The organism is Bradyrhizobium sp. 25ACV (assembly GCF_054863005.1).
The window spans coordinates 140,240-157,209 of record NZ_JAVAYO010000005.1; the positions used below are offsets into that span (position 1 = coordinate 140,240).

Annotated in this window: 19 protein-coding genes and 1 tRNA gene; 11 read left to right on the forward strand and 9 right to left on the reverse strand. The window is 64.6% G+C overall.

Annotated elements, in window-relative coordinates; translation table 11 throughout:
- Nucleotides 1-166: 166 nt before the first annotated feature.
- Nucleotides 167-1,708 carry an alkaline phosphatase D family protein gene (locus tag RAD04_RS13430; protein ID WP_461624169.1) on the forward strand — a complete coding sequence of 514 codons (1,542 nt, stop codon included), beginning with the start codon at nt 167-169 and terminating at the stop codon, nt 1,706-1,708.
- Between the two features lie 3 nt (nt 1,709-1,711).
- Here RAD04_RS13430 and RAD04_RS13435 read toward each other — a convergent pair whose 3' ends face one another.
- A complete protein-coding gene (locus RAD04_RS13435) occupies nt 1,712-2,095 on the reverse strand; it encodes a response regulator (RefSeq protein ID WP_026202102.1) in 384 nt (127 codons plus the stop codon).
- A gap of 178 nt (nt 2,096-2,273) precedes the next feature.
- Here RAD04_RS13435 and RAD04_RS13440 point away from each other — a divergent pair, with 178 nt between their 5' ends.
- The 7 genes from RAD04_RS13440 to RAD04_RS13470 all read left to right on the forward strand — a co-directional run bounded on the left by RAD04_RS13440 (nt 2,274) and on the right by RAD04_RS13470 (nt 9,286).
- Nucleotides 2,274-3,038 (forward strand): Crp/Fnr family transcriptional regulator, encoded by a 765-nt coding sequence (locus RAD04_RS13440; protein ID WP_461624170.1) that lies wholly within the window; start codon nt 2,274-2,276, stop codon nt 3,036-3,038.
- An 81-nt stretch (nt 3,039-3,119) separates the two neighbouring features.
- On the forward strand, nt 3,120-3,836 hold the full coding sequence (locus RAD04_RS13445) for a prolipoprotein diacylglyceryl transferase (RefSeq protein WP_461624171.1): 717 nt from the start codon (nt 3,120-3,122) through the stop codon (nt 3,834-3,836).
- The gene (locus RAD04_RS13450) at nt 3,833-5,278 is read left to right on the forward strand and encodes a radical SAM protein (RefSeq protein ID WP_461624172.1); all 1,446 of its coding nucleotides are present in this window, start codon (nt 3,833-3,835) and stop codon (nt 5,276-5,278) included. Before RAD04_RS13445 ends, RAD04_RS13450 begins: the two co-directional genes overlap by 4 nt.
- Nucleotides 5,275-5,496: a hypothetical protein gene (locus RAD04_RS13455; RefSeq protein WP_092261481.1), complete on the forward strand. Its 222-nt coding sequence runs from the start codon at nt 5,275-5,277 to the stop codon at nt 5,494-5,496. The genes RAD04_RS13450 and RAD04_RS13455 overlap by 4 nt, the downstream gene beginning before the upstream one ends.
- Nucleotides 5,493-5,774, forward strand: a complete 282-nt coding sequence (locus RAD04_RS13460) for a hypothetical protein (protein ID WP_092261482.1) — start codon at nt 5,493-5,495, stop codon at nt 5,772-5,774. Before RAD04_RS13455 ends, RAD04_RS13460 begins: the two co-directional genes overlap by 4 nt.
- Before the next feature lie 237 nt (nt 5,775-6,011).
- Nucleotides 6,012-7,838, forward strand: coding sequence for a translational GTPase TypA (typA, locus tag RAD04_RS13465; protein ID WP_271594453.1), 1,827 nt, complete (start codon nt 6,012-6,014; stop codon nt 7,836-7,838).
- Between the two features lie 203 nt (nt 7,839-8,041).
- Nucleotides 8,042-9,286, forward strand: coding sequence for a flavin monoamine oxidase family protein (locus RAD04_RS13470; protein WP_461624173.1), 1,245 nt, complete (start codon nt 8,042-8,044; stop codon nt 9,284-9,286).
- 178 nt (nt 9,287-9,464) lie between these two features.
- Here RAD04_RS13470 and RAD04_RS13475 read toward each other — a convergent pair whose 3' ends face one another.
- The 4 genes from RAD04_RS13475 to RAD04_RS13490 are packed head-to-tail and all read right to left on the reverse strand — an operon-like array spanning nt 9,465 to nt 12,563.
- On the reverse strand, nt 9,465-9,872 hold the full coding sequence (locus RAD04_RS13475; RefSeq protein WP_461624174.1) for a thiol-disulfide oxidoreductase DCC family protein: 408 nt from the start codon (nt 9,870-9,872) through the stop codon (nt 9,465-9,467).
- Nucleotides 9,872-11,191 carry an SDR family oxidoreductase gene (locus RAD04_RS13480; protein WP_461624175.1) on the reverse strand — a complete coding sequence of 440 codons (1,320 nt, stop codon included), beginning with the start codon at nt 11,189-11,191 and terminating at the stop codon, nt 9,872-9,874. Before RAD04_RS13480 ends, RAD04_RS13475 begins: the two co-directional genes overlap by 1 nt.
- 8 nt (nt 11,192-11,199) lie before the next feature.
- Nucleotides 11,200-11,667, reverse strand: a complete 468-nt coding sequence (locus tag RAD04_RS13485) for a DUF2269 family protein (RefSeq protein ID WP_461624176.1) — start codon at nt 11,665-11,667, stop codon at nt 11,200-11,202.
- Complete coding sequence (locus RAD04_RS13490; RefSeq protein WP_461624177.1) at nt 11,664-12,563, reverse strand: dienelactone hydrolase family protein; 900 nt, start codon at nt 12,561-12,563, stop codon at nt 11,664-11,666. Before RAD04_RS13490 ends, RAD04_RS13485 begins: the two co-directional genes overlap by 4 nt.
- 268 nt (nt 12,564-12,831) lie before the next feature.
- On the opposite strand from RAD04_RS13490, the gene RAD04_RS13495 reads away from it, so the two are divergent.
- Entirely contained in the window at nt 12,832-13,341 is a 510-nt protein-coding gene (locus RAD04_RS13495; protein WP_018318962.1) for a GNAT family N-acetyltransferase, read from the forward strand.
- 176 nt (nt 13,342-13,517) lie between these two features.
- Nucleotides 13,518-14,057 (forward strand): inorganic diphosphatase, encoded by a 540-nt coding sequence (gene ppa / locus RAD04_RS13500; RefSeq protein WP_038972974.1) that lies wholly within the window; start codon nt 13,518-13,520, stop codon nt 14,055-14,057.
- Nucleotides 14,058-14,187: 130 nt separating this feature from the next.
- On the opposite strand, the gene folD is transcribed toward ppa, so the two are convergent.
- Genes folD through RAD04_RS13515 form a run of 3 tightly spaced genes read right to left on the reverse strand, consistent with a single transcriptional unit; the run spans nt 14,188 to nt 15,732 of the window.
- Entirely contained in the window at nt 14,188-15,072 is an 885-nt protein-coding gene (folD, locus tag RAD04_RS13505; RefSeq protein ID WP_461624178.1) for a bifunctional methylenetetrahydrofolate dehydrogenase/methenyltetrahydrofolate cyclohydrolase FolD, read from the reverse strand.
- 10 nt (nt 15,073-15,082) lie between these two features.
- Nucleotides 15,083-15,427 carry a DUF167 domain-containing protein gene (locus RAD04_RS13510; RefSeq protein ID WP_092261488.1) on the reverse strand — a complete coding sequence of 115 codons (345 nt, stop codon included), beginning with the start codon at nt 15,425-15,427 and terminating at the stop codon, nt 15,083-15,085.
- A 14-nt stretch (nt 15,428-15,441) separates the two neighbouring features.
- Nucleotides 15,442-15,732 carry a YggT family protein gene (locus RAD04_RS13515; RefSeq protein ID WP_007598721.1) on the reverse strand — a complete coding sequence of 97 codons (291 nt, stop codon included), beginning with the start codon at nt 15,730-15,732 and terminating at the stop codon, nt 15,442-15,444.
- Between the two features lie 204 nt (nt 15,733-15,936).
- Between RAD04_RS13515 and RAD04_RS13520 the strand changes: the two genes are divergently transcribed.
- Nucleotides 15,937-16,012: transfer RNA gene (locus RAD04_RS13520), tRNA-Ala, on the forward strand.
- A 106-nt stretch (nt 16,013-16,118) separates the two neighbouring features.
- On the opposite strand, the gene RAD04_RS13525 is transcribed toward RAD04_RS13520, so the two are convergent.
- The gene (locus RAD04_RS13525; RefSeq protein ID WP_461624179.1) at nt 16,119-16,931 is read right to left on the reverse strand and encodes an enoyl-CoA hydratase; all 813 of its coding nucleotides are present in this window, start codon (nt 16,929-16,931) and stop codon (nt 16,119-16,121) included.
- Nucleotides 16,932-16,970 lie beyond the last annotated feature (39 nt).

The following is a 16,970-nucleotide window of genomic DNA, read 5'->3' on the forward strand; positions in this document are numbered from 1 at the left end:
TCGCTGCGTCACATTGTCTCAATATAGCTCCCGCTGTCATTCCGGCATGGTCCGAAGGACCAGCCGCAGGTGCGCAATTGCGCACCGGGGATGCTCAAGATTCCGGATTCGCGCTTCGCGCGCTCCGGAATGACAGCGCAAGACAGCTAGCCAGCGAACCCGTCCCATGAACATCAAATTCTCCCGCCGCCGCTTCCTCGCCACCGGCGCCGGTGCGCTCGGCACGATGGCGATGCCCTATCTCTCGCGCGCCGCGGACCGGTCGATGGTCACTCACGGTGTGCAGTCGGGCGACGTCACGGTGGACAGCGGCGTGGTGTGGGCGCGCACCGACCGGCCCGCACAGATGCTGGTCGAGGTGGCGACGACCGAGTCATTCAGGGATGCCCGCGCACTGCCGCCGGTCGCGGCGCTCCCCAAGAGCGACTTCACCGCAAAAATGCTGATCGACAGCCTGCCGGGCGGCCAGGACATCTTTTACCGCGTCCGCTTCCGCGATCTCTCCCACAGTGCCATCGAGGGCAAGCCGGTGGTCGGCCGCTTCCGCACCGCGCCGGCCGACCGCCGCGACGTCAGCTTCGTCTGGGGCGGAGACGTCGCCGGTCAGGGCTGGGGCATCAATCCCGATGACGGCGGCATGTTCACCTTCTCGGCGATGCGCAAGCACCGGCCGGATTTCTTCCTGCATTCGGGCGACACCATCTATGCCGACGGCCCGATAGTATCCGAGGTGAAGCTCGCCGACGGCAAGATCTGGAAGAACGTCACCATCCCCGAGAAGGCCAAGGTCGCCGAGACGCTGGACGAGTACCGCGCCGCGCACAAATACAATCTCACCGACGAAAACCTCCGCGCCTTCAACGCCGAGGTGCCGATCTTCGTGCAATGGGACGACCATGAGGTGACCAACAACTGGTCGCTCTCGAAGGAATTGTCGGCCGCCTACAAGGAGCGCGACATCGCCCTACTCGCCGCCCGCGCTGGCCGCGCCTTCCACGAGATGTATCCGATGCGCGAGAGCATCGTTGAGCCGGGCCGGGTCTATCGCCAGATCGCCTACGGCCCGCATCTCGACGTGTTCGTGCTCGACGAGCGCAGCTATCGCGGCCCGAACGGCGCCAATCTCGAAACCGCTTACGGCCCCGCCAGCTACTTCCTCGGCCCGGACCAGATCGCCTGGCTCAAGCGCGGCCTGCTCAATTCCCGCGCGACCTGGAAGGTGATCGCCTCCGACATGCCGCTCAGCCTCGTCGTCTCGGACACGCCGAAGGGCGGCTCGGAAGCGATCGCGCAGGGTGACGGCCCGGTGCGCGGCCGCGAGTTCGAGATCGCCGACATCCTGCGTTTCATCAAGATGGCGCCGATCAGCAACACGGTGTGGCTGACGGCGGACGTGCACTACGCTGCCGCGCATTATTACGATCCGAACAAGGCGCAATTCCAGGAGTTCGAGCCGTTCTGGGAGTTCGTGTCGGGCCCGCTGCATGCCGGCACGTTCGGTCCGAACGCGCTCGACAACACCTTTGGACCCGAGGTGCGCTTCGTCAAGGCGCCGGGCAAGGACAGCCAGAACCTGCCGCCCTCCGCCGGCATGCAGTTCTTCGGTCACGTCAAGATCGACGGCGCCTCGGGCCAGATGACGGTGACCTTGCGCGACCGCGCCGACGTCGCGCTGTGGTCGACTACGCTCGATCCGAAGCAGGCCTGATCGCTAATCGAGGGCGCGCACCTTCAGCGCCGCCTCCAGTGCGTCGCTCGAGCAGGGCTTCTGCAACCGCGGCTGGCCGGAGAATTCAGGCGGAATGCGCGCCTCGGCGCCATAGCCGGTGACGAAGACGAACGGGATCTTCAGCGCGGCCAGCCGCTCCGCGACCGCAAAGCTCGTCTCGCGGATCAACTCGACGTCCAGCAGCGCAAAATCGGGCGCCCGGTTGGCGATGGCGCCGAGCGCCTGCGTCACCGACCCGACGGTCCGCACGCCCGGCACTCCAAACCCGAGCAGACGGTCCTCGAAATCGATGGCGATGATCGGATCGTCCTCGACGATCAGAACATCGGCCGGCCAGCTTGAGCCATTGGAAAGTGCGGGTGTCATGATCGCATCTTGTGTGTCGGGGGTTCGGATCAGGACTGCCGCGACACGATGCCTGCGCACAGCGCACCGGGGGTTCCTGGAACGAAACCCACCACATTGCCGTTCTCCAGTCTGTCCACTTGTGCACACAGGGAATGCACGGAACTCGTTAAGATGGGGAGGAGGATGGGAGTTCACGATGGATGCGCGTATCAGCAAGATGACCGAGGTCGAGAGCCGTCCGGCCAACAATTTATTGCGGCGTTTGAGCCAACCAGACTACGCCCTGCTCGCACCGCACGTGACCGTCGAAAACTCCGCAGCCGGCCAGCTGCTCTACAGCCCCGGTGACGACGTCCAGGTCGTCCACTTCCCCTGCGGACCGGCGCTCGCGACCTTTCTCGTCCCCAACGAGGATGGCCGAGACGTCGAGACCATCCTGGTCGGCCGCGAAGGCGCGGTGGGCGGTATCGTCAGCGAGGGATTCCTGCCGGCCTATACCCGGATCTGTGTGAAATTCGGCGGCCCGTTTGCGCGCGTTCATGTCGCCAAGCTGGAAGCGGCCAAGCTGCGCTCGGCGTCGCTGCGCAACATCTTTGCCCGCTACGCCGATTGCATGCTGGCGCAGATCTTCCAGTCGACCGCCTGCAATGCGATCCATTCGATCGAACAGCGGACCGCCAAATGGATTCTGGCGGCGATGGAGCGCACCGGCGACGAGGACAGCGTGCCGCTGACCCACGAACAGCTTGCGACGCTGCTCGGCGTTGGCCGCAGCTATGCCAGCCGCGTGCTTCAATCGTTCAAGGCGGAGCGGATTCTCGACACCAGGCGCGGATCGATCCTGGTTCGCAACCGCGACGGCCTGAGGCTTCGCGCCTGCCTGTGCAACGACGCGGTGAAAATGCACTTCGAAGAGGTGCTGCGCGGCGTCTATCCGACCGAAGAGCGCGAAGCCAGCTAGCGGTCCGCCTCGCTTCGCCGGCGTGGAGAACGAGCAGGCGCACTATCCCGCACGGCCGGAACCTGGGCTAATATCCCCCGCATGAGCGGGGCTTTCCTACACACCATCTTCGACGTCTTGGCGTGGCTGGCGGCGGCGGCGGCCGTCTACTGGCTGTCGCGGCAGCGCCTGCAGTTTCCGGCGCAATCCTTCGAGCTGCCCTATATCGCGGCGCTGGTGTTCGGCGCGGGCCTCGGGGCCTACCTGTTCGGCTCCGCCAATCTGTGGCTGTCGGGCGAGAGCGGCATTGCGCGCTCGGTCGAGGGCGCGCTGGCCGGCGGCATCGTCGCGATCGAGCTCTACAAATGGTCCGCGGGGATCGCCGCGCGCACCGGTGCCCGTTTTGCGCTGCCGCTGGCGCTGGGCATCGCGATCGGCCGGATCGGCTGCTATTTCGCGGGTCTCGACGACTTCACCTATGGCACGCCGACGACGCTGCCATGGGCCCATGATTTCGGCGACGGCATCCTGCGCCATCCCGTGCAGCTCTACGAGAGCGCGGCCATGGTCGTATTCGCGCTGCTCTATGTGCTGGCGGTCGTGAACCGGAACGCCTTTGTGATCACCAATGGTTTCTACCTGGTTCTCGTCTATTATGGAGCGCAACGCTTCGTCTGGGAATTCCTCAAGCCCTACGGCCCGCTGATCGGCCCCTTCACCCTGTTTCACCTGCTGTCGCTGTCCATTTTGCTCTACGCCGGCGTCATGCTGGCGACGGCGCCCAAAGCGAGACGCTTACAAAACGAGATACTTGCATGAACGCGCCGTTGCGTAAGTCGCGTCCCTATATTTTCTGGGGCCAGACCCAATCACTTTGCGAGACCTGCCTGAAGCTGGTGCCGACCAAGATCCAGATCCTGGACAACGAGGTCTGGTACGAAAAGCGCTGCAAGGAGCATGGCGTCCAGTCGACGCTGGTGTCGACGGATGCCGCCTATTGGCGCCTGTGCAAGGATTTCATCAAGCCGGGTGACCGGCCGCTGCAATTCCAGCAGCGCACGGAATTCGGCTGTCCCTATGATTGCGGTCTCTGTTCCGACCACGAGCAGCATTCCTGCCTGGCGCTGATCGAGATCACCGAGCACTGCAACCTCACCTGCCCGGTTTGCTTCGCCGAATCCTCGCCCGCACGCACGAAATTCACGCCGCTCGCGACGATCGAGAAGATGCTGGACGCGCTGGTCGCAAGCGAGGGCGAGCCCGATCTCGTGCAGATTTCCGGCGGCGAGCCGACGCTGCATCCCGATTTCTTCGAGATCCTGGATGCGGTGCGCGCCCGCCCGATCCGGCACGTCATGATCAACACCAACGGCCTGCGCATCGCCCGCGAAAAGGATTTCGTGACGCGGCTCGCCGAGAACAGGCGCGGGCTGGAGGTCTATCTCCAGTTCGATTCATTGCAGCGCGATGCGCTGATCGACCTGCGCGGTGCGGATTTGCGAAAAATCCGCCAGCAGGCGCTGGAGAATCTCGAGCATTTTGGCGTGTCGACCACGCTGGTCGCGACCATCAAACGCGGCGTCAATGATTCCGAGATCGGCGACATCGTTCGCCACGCCCTGACCTGGACATGCGTGCGCGGCGTCACGCTGCAGCCGGTGCAGGACGCCGGCCGCAACGAGAATTTCGACGAGAAAACCGACCGCATCATGCTGTCGGAGATCCGCAAGCGCGTGATCGAGACCGGCGTGTTCGGCGACAAGGACATGATCCCGTTGCCCTGCAATCCCGAAAGCATCTCGATCGGCTATGGCCTGCGCAATGGCGAGAGGGTGCTGCCGCTGACCTCGCTGATCCCGCAGGAGCAGCTGGTCGCGGTGATGCCCAACACCATCAGCCCGGAGAAATATCCGGTGCTGCGGGAAAAGTTCGTCGATCTGTTCTCGCTGTCGTCGGGCCCCCTCAACACCTCCGAGCGCGTCTGCGAGCTGTTGTGCTGCCTGCCGAGCTTTCAGGTGCCGGAGGGGCTCTCTTACGAGAACGTCTTCCGCGTCACCATCGTGCAGTTTCTGGATCGCTTCAATTTCTGCGTCGGCAACGTCAAGCGCAGCTGCATCCATTTCGTGACGGAGCAAGGCGCGATCATACCTTTCGACACCTACAATCTGTTCTACCGCAACGGCAAGATCGACGGCATTCGCGCCGCGCTGCACGGCGACACTTATCGGGAAACCACGCAGCGCGAGGAGATGCCTCGTTGAGCGAGACGCCTCCAACTCCACCATCGCGAAGCGGACTTGTCACCGCGTTGATGGTGATGTTCGGGGTGATCCTGTTGCTGCCCGGCATCTGCGCCTTGATCTTCATCGCTGACTCGTCGATCCCCTTGGATATCCGTTTCGTCCCCGTCCTCGTCCTCACACTGCTGGTGGCATTCGCCGGCGTGATGCTGATCAGGGCCGCGAGAAAGAAACCATGAGCGATTCCGGCCACACCCCACCGGCAGTGCCTCCCCAGAACCAGCAACAGCGCGGCGGCTGCCTGACCGCGCTGATGGCGATCGCCGGAATCTTCATGCTGCTGCCGGGGCTCTGCGCGCTCCTGTTCGGCGGAATGTCGGTGGTCGAGGGTGGCCAGATCCCCTCCGACATCGCGTCGCTGGTGTTTTTGGGACTAGTCATCGGCATCGGAGGCGTCGTCTTGATCTGGGCGGCCATCATGGGACGAAAGGCCCCGCCGGCCCGGAACGGGAGCTAACCCCCGGAGATTCCCGGGCAAAATTCAGTCAACCAAGGCCCAAAGAACGCATTGTTTTTTGGCGGTTTTTGCATATATTGCGCCGCAACGCGTAGGCTGCCCGGTCGATATGGCCGGGCTTCCTTTTTGGGCGGAAAGCGCCCCGTTTCCAGTCTTCCAGCGTTGTTTCGAGAAGAGGTCCCGGTCCGACCGGCGAGATCGCGCTTAACCCATTGTTCGAACCAAAGAAGCTCACTCATGAACCTCCGTAACGTCGCCATCATCGCTCACGTCGACCACGGCAAGACGACCCTGGTCGACAAACTCCTCCAGCAGTCCGGCACGTTCCGCGAGAACCAGAAGGTGACCGATCGCGCCATGGACTCCAACGATCTGGAGCGCGAGCGCGGCATCACCATCCTGGCCAAGGCGGCCTCGGTGCAGTGGAAAGACACCCGCATCAACATCGTCGACACCCCCGGCCACGCCGATTTCGGCGGTGAGGTCGAGCGCATCCTGAACATGGTGGACGGCGCCCTGGTGCTGGTGGACGCCGCGGAAGGCCCGCTGCCGCAGACCAAGTTCGTGGTCTCCAAGGCGCTCAAGGTCGGCCTCAAGCCGATCGTCGTCATCAACAAGGTCGACCGCCCCGACGCGCGCCCGACCGAGGTCATCAACGAGGTGTTCGACCTGTTCGCCGCGCTCGACGCCAGCGAGGAGCAGCTCGACTTCCCGATCCTGTACGGGTCGGCCAAGCAGGGCTGGATGGCCGACAGCCCGGAGGGTCCGAAGGACAAGGGCATGGAGCCGCTGTTCGACCTGATCCTGCGCCACGTCGCGCCGCCGAAGGTCGAGGAAGGTCCGTTCAGGATGATCGGCACCATTCTCGAGGCCAACCCCTATCTCGGCCGCATCATCACCGGCCGCATCTCCTCCGGCATCCTCAAGCCGAACCAGCAGGTCAAGGTGCTCAACGCCGAGGGCAAGCTGGTCGAGTCCGGGCGCATCACCAAGATCCTGGCGTTCCGCGGTCTCGAGCGTACGCCGCTCGACGAAGCCGAAGCCGGCGACATCGTCGCCATTGCAGGCCTGACCAAGGGCACCGTCGCCGACACCTTCTGCGATCCGACCGTCGAAGTGCCGCTGCCGGCGCAGCCGATCGATCCGCCGACCGTGTCGATGTCGTTCATCGTCAACAACTCCCCGCTCGCCGGCACTGAAGGCGACAAGGTGACGAGCCGTATGATCCGCGACCGCCTGTTGCGCGAAGCCGAAGGCAACGTCGCGCTGCGCGTCGTCGAAGCCTCCGACAAGGACGCGATGGAAGTCTCGGGCCGCGGCGAATTGCAGCTCGCGATCCTGATCGAGACCATGCGCCGCGAGGGCTTTGAGCTCTCGGTGTCGCGCCCGCGCGTGGTGTTCCAGAAGGACGAAGCCACCGGCGCCACCCTGGAGCCGATCGAGGAAGTCGTGATCGACGTCGACGAGGAGCACTCCGGCGTCGTCGTGCAGAAGATGAGCGAGCGCAAGTCCGAGCTGATCGAGATGAAGCCCTCGGGCGGCAACCGTCAGCGCCTGGTGTTCTACGCGCCGACCCGTGGCCTGATCGGCTACCAGGGCGAGCTGCTCACCGACACCCGCGGCACCGCGATCATGAACCGCCTGTTCCACGGCTACGCCCCGTACAAGGGCGAGATCCAGGGCCGCCGCAACGGCGTCCTGATCTCCAACGACCAGGGCGACGCGGTGGCCTACGCCATGTTCAAGCTGGAAGATCGCGGCCCGATGATGATCGAGCCGGGCTGGAAGGTCTACAAGGGCATGATCGTCGGCGAGCACACCCGCGACAACGATCTCGAGATCAACGTGCTCAAGGGCAAGCAGCTCACCAACATCCGCACGACCTCGAAGGACGAAGCCGTGCGCCTGACCCCGCCGATCCGCATGACGCTGGAAAAGGCGCTCGCCTATATCGAGGACGACGAGCTCGTCGAGGTCACCCCGAAGTCGATCCGCCTGCGCAAGAAGCATCTCGACCCGAACGAGCGCAAGCGCGCGGAGAAGGCCAAGGAAGCGGTGGCGTAAGGCCACCGTTCTCTCGTGCCCCGGACGCAGCGCAGCATGCAGTGTTGCGCTGCTGAGCCGGGGCCCAGATAATCTCGCCACCCGCAAATCACCTTGGGTCCCGGCTCTGCGGAGCGGCGTTACACGCCGCACCGCGTCCGGGACACGAGAGCCGCTTTCCCGTCCGGCTTCAGCACACCCACCGAACGTGCTAGAGCCCGCCCATGACCATCCCCTCCTCCGTCGACGTCGCGATCATCGGCGCCGGGGCCGCCGGCCTCGGCGCGGCACATGCGGTTGCGGGCTCCGGCCTCGCCGCGATCGTGCTGGAGGCGCGGAACAGGCTCGGCGGCCGCGCCTGGACCGTACAGGCCTCCCCTGACGTGACCTTCGACGTCGGCTGCGGTTGGCTGCATTCGGCGGACAAGAACTCCTTCGTTTCGATCGCGCAGCGGCTCGGTTTCGAGCTCAACAAGGACCTGCCGCCCTGGCGCGAGCGTGCCTATGGCAACGCGTTTCCGCAAGGCGAGCGCGACGATTTCATGCGCGCGATGGACGCGTTCTATGAGCGCCTCTGGGAAGCCGCGCAGACGGGCAAGGACGAGCCTGCGAGCCGGAGCCTCGATACGGGCAATCGCTGGAATCCCATGATCGACGCGATCTCGACCTATATCAACGGCTGCGAACTCGAGGACATGTCGACGCTCGACTGGGACGCCTATGAGGATTCTGGTCTCAACTGGCGCGTCCGCCGCGGCTATGGCGCGCTCGTTGCGGCCTATGGCGCGCCCTGCCCGGTGGCGTTGAACTGCAACGTCGCGCTGATCGATCATTCAGGCCGACGCATCCGTCTCGAAACCTCGCAGGGCACGCTGACCGCGGACAAGGTGATCGTCACCGTGCCGACCAACCTGATCGCCGATGAGACGATCCGCTTTTCGCCGCCGTTACCGTCCAAGGTCGACGCTGCAGCCGGCCTGCCGCTCGGCGTCGACGACAAGGTGACGCTCGCGCTGGAGGACGCCGAAGCCTTTCCCAAGGAAGCAAACTTGCGCGGCGCCACCATGCGCACCGCGATGGGCACCTACCACATCCGCCCGTTCGGCCAGCCCTGCATCGAAGGCTTCTTCGGCGGCAGCTTTGCACGCGCGCTGGAAGATTCCGGCGACGGCGCCATCGCCGCCCACGGCATCGACGAGATCGCGGGCTTCCTCGGCAACGACATCCGCCGCAAGCTGAAGCCGCTATACGAGTCGCGCTGGGCACATGATCCGTTCGCGCGAGGCTCCTACTCGCACGCGCTGCCTGGCCATGCCGGCGATCGCACCGTGCTGGCCGCGCCGGTAGATGGCCGGCTGTTTTTTGCGGGCGAGGCAACGTCGCCAACCTTCTTCACGACCGCGCATGGGGCGCGGGACAGCGGGGAACGGGCGGCAAAGGAAGTGCTGGCGGCAATCGGGAAGCGCTAACCTCCCGACCAATGTCGTCCCGGCGAACGCAGGGACCCATACCGCGTGATCTTTCAGTCACGCGTGGTGCGCGTACCGCGGATTGACCCTGACCTCCAGTCTTCGCCAAACTGCGTCCTGTGGTTATGGGCCCCGGCGTTCGCCGGGACGACACCAATCTTGTGGTGCCGCTGTCGCATCACTCGATCACTCGCCCCCGCAGATCAGCATCGGGCACGAAGCACGCGTCATATTTGCCGAAGATGCGATAGCGGTTGCGCGCGATGAGGCTGTACACGGGGTCCCGCAGCGGCTTCGGCACGGCGAACAGCACGCGCACCCAACCCCAGCTCGGAAGCTGCGACAACACGGTCAGTGCAGCGTCGGATTTCATGTACACCTCACCGCCATGAACCACGGCATTGGTGTCGGGATCGTCGGGATCGATGCCGAATGTCCGCGCGAGCCGGGCTCCATAATCCGACTGGATCGGCGTGAAGCGAAACCGCTTCGCCGCGTCGCGCTGCGCGACAAAGCGGACCCAGCGCGAGCAGAAGACGCAGACGCCGTCGAACAGGATCACGTCGTCATCGGGCCATTTGCGCATCAGCGATTATCCAGCGTCAAGAGCGCCACCAACATCAGCACGATCGCCGGCCCCGTCTTCACCAGCGCGCCGAGAGGTTCGATCCAGAGATCGGGCGTCAGGATCGCCGCGCCGAGCATATAGCCGAGCGAGGCGACGATGCCAGCAACGAGCCCGGCCGCCGCGGTGCGACGGAAGGCAATCAGCACGCCGATGCTCATGTCCATCAGGCTGGTGCCGATGGTGATGGGATCGACCAGCGCGGGCGGGAAGTCGTGCGCCGTCAGGATGCCGGCGGCGGCACGGTAGGACACGAACAGCGCGATGAATCCGGAGACGAGCCAGAACACGACAAGGCTGGCGAAGATCAGCGCCTTGACCAGAAACAGCCGCGCGAACCATTTGTCCTGAACGGTCGCGGGATGACGACCAATCATGTCGACCAGTGTCTTCGGCGTGATGCCCGTGGCGGCGATCCATGCCGAGGGTTCACCGCTCACTCCGCGGCGCAGCTCGGCGATGGCCGTCGAGCGCATCGGCGGCATCCAACCGAGATAATTGGCGAGATCGCCGATCTTGGCGCCGAGATCGAGCAGAACCGCAGGCATCGCAATGCGCGGCCAGCCGCCCGTGCCGAATGCGAAGCGGAATTGCTTGATGACGGCGGTCATGGTGACCGGCTCGGTCTGCATCAGATCCCAGCTCACGGCTTTGACAGAGGCATCGTCGATGTCGCGCGCGGCAAGCCAGGCGATGGTGGCCGAAATATCCTCGATGGCCACGGGCTGGAATGGCGTCGCCATCTCCTTGGCGGACAGGTCGAGCGGGAAGGCAGCGAGCGCGCGGAGCATGGCGCTGCCACCATAAGCGGATGGTGCGACCACGAAGCCGGGCCGCAGGATGGCGTGCGCAATGCCTGAGGCCGCGATCAGGCGCTCGGCCTCGCGCTTGGTCGTTGCGAAGGCGGTGCGATCGGCTTCGGCCGCTCCGGGGATCGAGATATGCACCAGCCGGATCGCGCGGCCGCTGTCGGTGATCGCCGCAAGCAGGCGCGCGACGAAATCGCGATGCACGGCACCTGTGTCGCTGCCGGGGCCGTCCTGGAGCACGCCGAGACAGTTTACGACGACATCCACCGCATGCTCGCGCAACAGGCGCGTCAGCACCGTCACGTCGGGCGAGAGGATCGGCAGCTCGATGTCGAGCGCACTCGTCTTCTGCGCCGGCGACAGGCTGCGCGCCACGCCAAGCGCGCGAAAGCCACGCGCGCGCAGATCGTCCGTGACGAAGCGGCCGATCAGGCCGGAGGCGCCGAGCACCAGGATGGTTCGCTGGTTCATCACTGCTCTCAAAACGGCTTTGCAACCATCAGCCACAGGATCAACATCGTCGCGCCGAAGCCGGGGAAGCCGAACGCGAACCAGCGGCGAAACAGGACGAAGTATCGTTGTGGCAATGCACGGTGCTGCTCCGCGGCCTTTCGCGCGAGATCACGCATCTCGATTTGCATGAACACGACAGGAATCCAGAACACGCCGGCGACGACATACAACACGAGCGAAGCGAGCAGCCAGCGCTCGGTGATCGACGTCGCCGAGAGCATCATCAGCAAGCCGCCCGTGACCGGCTGGAGGAGCACGGCCGACAGTGTGAAGATTGCGTCCGCGATGACGACGACCGAAGCGGTGCGCGCGATGAACTCCGCATCGACGGTGCGATGCGCCATCAGCATGAAGAAGGCGATGCCAGTTCCGGTGCCGAGGATGACGATGGCGCCGAGCACATGGAGAAATTTGACCAGGAAATACAGCGTCATGGCTTCTTGCTCGCCGTTGGCTTGCCCTGGTTCAGCGCACGCGCGAGCTCCAGGCTCGCGGCGTCGACGCCGGCCTCACTCTCGATCATCCAGTGCCCCTCGCTGCCGGCGGCCGGCAAGGTGTGGAAGTCGACCTTGCCGCCGCTGCCGCGAAATGCGTCGGCCAGGCCCTTTGAAAACGCCGGCGAAAAATAGCTGTCATTGGTCGCAACGAGCCATGTGACAGGGATGCGCGCGCCCTTGCCGAACTCTGCAGCGGCGGCAAGAAGCGTGTGTGGCGCGCAGATCCGGTTCGGCTCATCATTGGCATGGCCGCCGCGCCCCGGCGCAAGCACTGTGATCCCAGCGATCGCCTTCGGTTCGGCATCGGCGAGCGCCAGCGCACCCCAGCCGCCGGCGGAATGGCCGATCACGATGGCGGCGTCCTTGCGGATAAAGTCCTGCTTTCGCAAGAACTCCAGCGCGAGCCGGATTTCCTCGGCCGTTGCACGGCCCGAACGCGCATAGTCCGCCTCGTCACATCCGCCCTGGTCCTCGACATAGCGGCCGCCGGTCGCGCCATGGCCGAGCCGCTCCGGCACCAGAACGGCAAAACCGCGCGCGACGAGATAGGCGGCGAGCGGACGATATTCCGGCTGCGGCATTTGCGCTCGACGCAAGCCATTCTGCGTCGAGGCGTGTGCGACGACCGCCAGCCGGAACGGACCTGCGCCGGCGGGGCGAAACAGCAGGGCACGCGCAGCGATGTCGGTATCCGGCGACGGCACCCGCCACTCTTGTCGGCGAAACGGTTCGCCCTCCTCGCCCGATGGGCCAAACGTGACCTGAGCGCACAGAGGCGGTGCGGTCAGCAAGGCCAGCAGAGTCAGAAGCGCGAAGATGTTGAGAAGCCGCATGAATGGCCGAAAGCGAGCACGAATAGCGAGAGCCACACTAGTAGGAACGAATCACTATGGGCGGACTTTCTGCGTGGCCCTTCGCCCCTCATTCGGTGCCGCAGAGAGAGTTTTGCACCGACACACGGCACGCCGGTGCCATTCGAGTCGGCGTCCTGTCTTTTTTCGGTACAACATGGTTCAGATACTGATGCACAAAGTCCACACGTTAACCGATAATTAACGATAGGTCTTGCCGCCGGCGCGGCGACTTGGTTTGATTGCGCCCATGAGCACAACCCTGATCGAGGTCCGGCCGGCCAAAGCTGCAGATGCGACTGCGGTGGCGTCGACACATGACGAAGCCTGGCGCTCCGCCTATCAGGGCATCATTCCTGGCGCCGAGCTGGAAAAGCTCATCAACCGCCGCGGCCCGCAATGGTGGGACAGCGCGATCCGCAAGGGCAGCCGCGTCAGCGTGCTGGTGTTCGGCGACAAGATCGCGGGCTACGCCAATTACGGCCGCAACCGTGCCCGCAGCCTGCATTTCGACGGCGAGATCTACGAGCTGTACCTGCGCCCCGAATTCCAGGGCCTTGGCTTCGGCCGCCGCCTGTTCGCCTCCGCCCGCCGCGACCTGATGCAGAGCGGGCTGAAGAGCATGGTGGTGTGGGCACTCTCGGACAACGACCCCGCGACCGAGTTCTACCGGGCGCTGGGTGGCCGTATGGTGGCGCGCTCCTCGGAGCGGTTCGGGCCGAAGTCGCTCGACAAGGTTGCCTTCGCTTGGACCAATTGAGCTGCTGAAAGCCTAGGCGGCAGCGTTTCCCTTCCGTCGATACCGTTGCCTTTGAGCCGGTGACTTCCGGATTCATTATTTCACAAAAACGCGATGGATCAGCGGGCCAAGCCCGCGTATGACAGCGCCAAATCGCTGCCGGGCGCGATTTATCCTCGGCAATAACGGAGCCTTGAATGCGTATCGATGCGATCTCGATCGGGAAGAACGTACCTCACGAAGTCAACGTCCTCATCGAAGTCCCCGTGGGCGGCGAACCGATCAAATACGAGATGGACAAGGAGGCCGGCACGCTGGTGGTCGACCGCTTCCTCTACACGCCGATGCGTTACCCCGGTAACTACGGCTTCATCCCGCACACCTTGTCGGATGACGGCGACCCCTGCGACGTCCTGATCATCAACACCCGCGCCATCATTCCTGGCGCCGTCATGAGCGTGCGCCCGGTCGGCGTGCTGTTCATGGAAGACGAAGCCGGCGGCGACGAGAAGATTCTGGCGGTGCCGTCGTCGAAGCTGACGCAGCGCTACGACAAGGTGAAGTCGTACTCCGACCTGCCCGACATCACGCTGCAGCAGATCCAGCACTTCTTCGAGCACTACAAGGATCTCGAGAAGGGCAAATGGGTGAAGATCCTGCGCTGGGGCGGCCCGGAGGACGCGCACAAGCTGATCCTCGAAGGCATGGATCGCGAGAAGAAGAAGAAGAAGGGCTGAAGCATCCGTGTCCCGGGCGCGGCATGACATGACGCGACGCTGAGCCGGGACCCATGCCGCCACTGGGCCCCGGCTCAGCAGCGCACCGCTGAAGAAGCGCTGCGCTGCGTCCGGGGCACGAGAACCTGACCTACACCGCCGGCTTCGGTAGCTCCGCGATCGCACAGGCCGCGCGCAGCGTGTTGACCAGCAGGCACGCCACCGTCATCTGGCCGACGCCGCCCGGCACCGGCGTGATCGCGCCGGCAACCGCAAGCGCTTCCTGATAGGCGACGTCGCCGACGAGGCGCGTCTTGCCGTCTTCTTTGGGGATGCGGTTGATGCCGACGTCGATCACGGTCGCACCCGGCTTCAGCCAGTCGCCGCGCACCATCTCAGGCCTTCCGACCGCGGCATAGACGAGATCGGCCTGCTTCACGAGCCCGGGCAGGTCGCGCGAGCGCGAATGCGCGATCGTCACCGTGGCGTTCTCGTTCAGCAGCAATTGCACCAGCGGGCGGCCGACCAGATTGGAGCGGCCGATGACGATGGCGTTCTTGCCTTCCAGGGAGGCGTGCACGCTCTTGGCCAGGATGATGCAGCCGAGCGGCGTGCAGGGCGACAGCGCCTCGAACCCGCCGGCGAGGCGGCCGGCATTGTTTGGATGCAGCCCGTCGACGTCCTTGGCGGGGTCGATGGCGTTGACGACGGCCTCGGTGTTGAGCCCCTTCGGCAGCGGCAGCTGCACCAGAATGCCGTGCACGGCCGGATCGCGATTGAGCTTTGCGACCAGCGCCAGGAGATCTGCCTGAGAGACGTCGGCCGGCAGCTTGTGCTCGAACGAGGCCATGCCGGCGGCCTGGGTCTGGGTGTGCTTGGAGCGGACATAAACCTCGCTGGCGGGGTCGCTGCCGACCAGCACGACCGCCAGCCCCGGCACCAGATTGTGCTCGCGCTTGACGCGGGCGACCTCCTCAGCGACGCGCGCCCGAAGTTCCGCGGCGATGACTTTTCCATCGATAATCTTGGCGGTCATGTCAGTTCCCTCAGTCTTTCGATTGGGCCGAGACCAGCTGGCGCAGGGCTTCGCCGAGCCGTGCCGGATCGCCGTCGACCGCGATCTGCTTCAGCCGCGAGGTGGCGCCGGACAGAAGCTTTACGCCGGCCTTGGGGACGCCCAGCGATTTCGCCAGCAGGACCAAAACGGCCTTGTTGGCCTCGCCGCCATCGGCGATGGCGCGCACTCTCACCTTGAGCACGCTGCGGCCGTCGGCCAGTTGCTCGATTCCGTCGATGCCGTCGCGACCGCCGCGCGGCGTCACCCGCAGCGCGATGCTGATTCCTGCGGCCGAGTAACGCCAGGGTTCCTTACAAGCTTTGTTGGCAACCAAGGGCTCCAGCCCGCTCAGATCACGTTCGGGTAGATGTAGTACAGGATCACCCGCTCGATGAACATGATGAGCAGGATCAGGATGATCGGCGAGATGTCGAGACCGCCGAGACTGGGCAGGAAGTTGCGAATCGGTGCCAGCACCGGCTCGGTGATCCGGTAAAGGAACTCTGCCACCGCCGACACGAACTGGTTGCGCGTGTTCACGACGTTGAAGGCGATCAGCCAGGACAGGATCGCGGAGGCGATCAGCAGCCAGACGTAGAGGTCGAGCACGATGATGACGATGTCGAGAACGGCACGCATGGCTTTTGAAGCCTCTGGCTTTTGAAAACGTTGGCTGCGGTCGGGATTGACGCCTTTTGCTAGATATCGGTTCCCCCCCGCCCAAACAAGGGAAGTCCGCGCCCCGAATGGCTAAAACCGGGTGACACCCGTCCTTGACTTGACCTTGGCGGGGACTTAAATGGCGCCCGGTTGTCGGCCGCGTTTACCAGAGCGGCCAGCAAAGGGGCCATAGCTCAGCTGGGAGAGCGCGTCGTTCGCAATGACGAGGTCGGCGGTTCGATCCCGCCTGGCTCCACCAGCCTTCGCAGGCTGCGCCTGCTTCGGCTAGGCAAGCCCTCGCGTAGCGAAGGCTGTCCCGCCATAGCCCGAAGGGCGACGGCGGACTTCCTCAACAAGTTCTCCCCCTACCTCCCCGTAAACCGCGGCGGCCGCTTCTCCATGAAGCTCGCCACGCCTTCCCGGAAATCGCTGCCGGCGAGCGCCACCATCATCTCCCGGTTGGCTTCGATCGTTGCCTCGGCCAGCGTCTGGAACGGCACCTCATAGAGCTGGCGCTTGATCACGGCCATCGCACTCGGCGAGACGAAATCGGCGAGATCGCGCGCATAGGCGTAGGTCTCCTCGCGGAGCTTGTCAGGCAGGCAGAGCCGGTTCACGAGGCCGATCCGCAGCGCCTCCTCACTTGAAACGCGCCTCGCCGAGAGCAGCAGATCCATCGCGTTGGCGTGGCCAACGACGCGCGGCAGCATCCAGCTGATGCCGTGCTCGGCAATCAGGCCGCGCCGCGCGAAGGCCGTCGTGAACACCGTATTGTCGGCGGCAAAGCGCAGGTCGCAATAGAGCGCGTGCACCAGCCCGATGCCGGCCGTGGCGCCGTTGAGCATGGCGATCACTGGCTTCTTGATCGACGGATAGAACCCGTAGCGCGTCTGCCAGTCCGGACGCCGGTTCATGTCGAACGGCGGCAGGTTCGACGCGCGCCGGACGTCGTCGGGATCGAGCCCCTTCAGCGCATCCATGTCAGCGCCGGCGCAAAAGGCGCGGCCCGCGCCGGTGAGGATGATGACGCGGACATCGTCATCGGCGTTTGATGCTTCCATCGCATGGCGCACGTCGCGCTCCATAGTCGGCGTCCACGCATTCATGCGATCGGGACGGTTGAGCGTGATGGTCGCGATCTTGTCGCTCACCTCATAGAGAATGTGCTCGTAGGCCATGACGCTCTCCCTTTGCTTTCCGGCGCAATTTCGCGCGCG